Origin of the sequence: Butyricicoccus pullicaecorum DSM 23266, from assembly GCF_900167005.1 — a bacterium.
GTDB classification, from domain to species: domain Bacteria; phylum Bacillota; class Clostridia; order Oscillospirales; family Butyricicoccaceae; genus Butyricicoccus; species Butyricicoccus pullicaecorum.
This window is the reverse complement of the sequence record NZ_FUXW01000034.1, coordinates 1-2575: the sequence shown is the minus strand read 5'-3', so window position 1 is coordinate 2575 and position 2575 is coordinate 1. Positions and strand designations below refer to the sequence as shown.

1 protein-coding gene is annotated in these 2575 nt (G+C 44.1%); it reads right to left on the bottom strand.

What is annotated here, in order from left to right; translation table 11 throughout:
* Positions 1-2575: leucine-rich repeat protein (locus B5D52_RS15810; protein WP_159446511.1), on the bottom strand; the 2575-nt coding region annotated here is incomplete at both ends.

The following is a 2575-nucleotide window of genomic DNA, read 5'->3' as shown; positions in this document are numbered from 1 at the left end:
TGCGCATTCGGTGCAAAAAGATTTTCCGATACACCGGTCATCAAATCATGCTCATATACATACTGAACAGCCTCAGCAAACCACGCATCTGCCGGAACGTCATCAAAATCAGCTACCTTACCTTCGGTCAGCGGTACATCTTCCTCATCGATATTTTCCGTATCGTCGTCATCACGGTCGTTTCGATCAGAGGAAGAGTTGTCGCCTGCTTCCGGATGCGATGCACCACCGCCACCGGTGTGACGAGTCACAGATACCGTGCAGGTGGCGCGTGCCATTTCGTGGTTCTGGTCACCATCATATGTTGCGGTAAATGTGTAGTCGGCCGTTTCATTGGGAAGGGTAACGGTGTAGGTATCATCTGCGTTTTTCGTTACCTCAATGTTTTCATTATTGCAGGTGACTGTGACTTCGTCAGCGTTCAGATCACCCGTAATAGTCAGGGTAACGTTACCACCACCGGACAAAGACAGTTTTTTTGCTCCGTTTGCCCAGATCTCCAGTTTCGAACTTGCAGGAACAACTTCCAACGTAACCGGGACAAAGAAGGTTGCATTATCCGGAGTCGTTACATACAATGTTTCTTCATACTCACCAACCGAGAGATTCGAGTGAGGGGTAACTGTGATTGTGTTGTCCTCATTTACTACGGTGTCAAAAATATCGTTGCCTGCAACCTTGAGAGCGCCTGCGACATCCGAACCATTCACTTGAATCACCCGACTAGCCGTAGAGCCATAAACCACAGAACCAAAGTTTATATTTTCGGTTACAGTATAATTGCTGGGTAACCATTCTGCATAATAGGTATTTCCAGCGTCTGCATTTGTTACGACTTCATCCGCCAGCTCTTCATCTGCATACCAGCCAGCAAAAATATTACCGGATTTTATAGGTGTAGCCAATACGCTCTCCGAAAATTCAGTATCTTCTTTAAAACTGCCGCCATTCGTCATTGCAAGAGCAGTCGTTTCATTATTATACTTATTATTCCAAGCAGAATCAGATTCATTCATCATGTTTAGTAACGCTTCATTCGCTACATAAACGATACTACCTGACGGGATATCTTGAACAATTCGATTTCCTATATCGGTTACACTTTCTGGAATATAAAGTCCCAAAATGCCTGAGTCTTCAAATGTAAAAGATCCAATCTGTGTGAGATTAGAAGGAAGAACAACTGATGTGAGCGCATCGTCGTTTTCAAATGTTCTATCACCTAATCGTTCAAGACTTTTTGGGAAATTGATCGTCGTGAGTGCCGGGCATCCTGCAAAAGCACTGTCTCCAGAAATACTTTCAAGCGTAGATGGCAATACAATTTCTTCAATATTTTTTGAACTTGCAATCACTTGACTTGTTGAAATATCCGTGATACCTTCTTCGAAAGCAATCTTCTCAAACGAATTATCTGCAAATGCCTGAGTAGACATCTTGTACTGATTTAATACGATAAATGTTCCACTATTGCCTGAGCAGATACCTTTTAATGCCGCGCTGCCAATATTGATTAAATTATCTCCAAGAGTCCACGTGCCATTTTTAAAAGCTCCAGGAGAAAAGCTCCAGTTATTAATCATTTCGACAGAGTTCGGTATGACCAGATCCCCTTCGAATAAACGGCTTTTAAATCCATTGGCATCAATATATTTTACAGAATCACCCAAAGTCAGAGTTCCGCATGCAATAAGCTCATTTCCGACACCAAAAGAGTTGTTTCCAATAAAAACCACAGAATCGGGAATTACAAGATTTCCTACAAAATTGGTATTTCCGGAAAATGCACCACTCTCAATTACCAGAATATTATTCGAAAGGTTAAGCTCTGTCAATCCTGTGTCATTTACACCACCGCCTCTTTCAGAGAGCGTATATGAGTTGACAACTTGCGTCTCCTCTGGAAGAATGAGGGTTTCAAGGCTTGTATATCCAGAGAGGCCACCGAATTCCGCATATAACTCATCCGGTAATCCGCTTTTTCCCAAATATGCCTCAGTTAACTTTCGGGTACTGCACTGACACTCGGATTCATCCAAATAGTTTAAACTGGAAAATACTGTTTTGATATATTCATTATCTTCCGGTGATAAATATGCTTCGCCTTCAGTTACAACCTTTAACTGAGTAACAGAACTCGGGTCTGCTAGACTCAAGCGAGCAATAGCGCTTTTGATCGGAGGATTTTCTTCGTCTGCGGAATTCATGTCCGCCTCTGTAATTGAGATAACAATCTCCTCATCTTCAGACAAAGAATCCACACTAGACTCTACAACACATCCGCCTTCATGACCATCTTCCAGCGTACAGCCCTCAGTCACCGTGCACGGAACGCTTTCCGGTTCTTCCGGCTCAGACTCTGCTACTACACATTCACCCTCATGACCGTTTTCCAGCGTGCAGCCCTCGGTCACCTTGCACGGAGCACTTTCCGGTTCTTCCGGCTCAGACTCCACTACAACGCACTCACCCTCATGGCCAGCCTCCAGTGTGCAGCCTTCGGTTTCCACACACACTTCCACAGTACCTCCGGGTTCATTCACTTCATCGTCTGCTGCAAACGCCATTGTCGGCA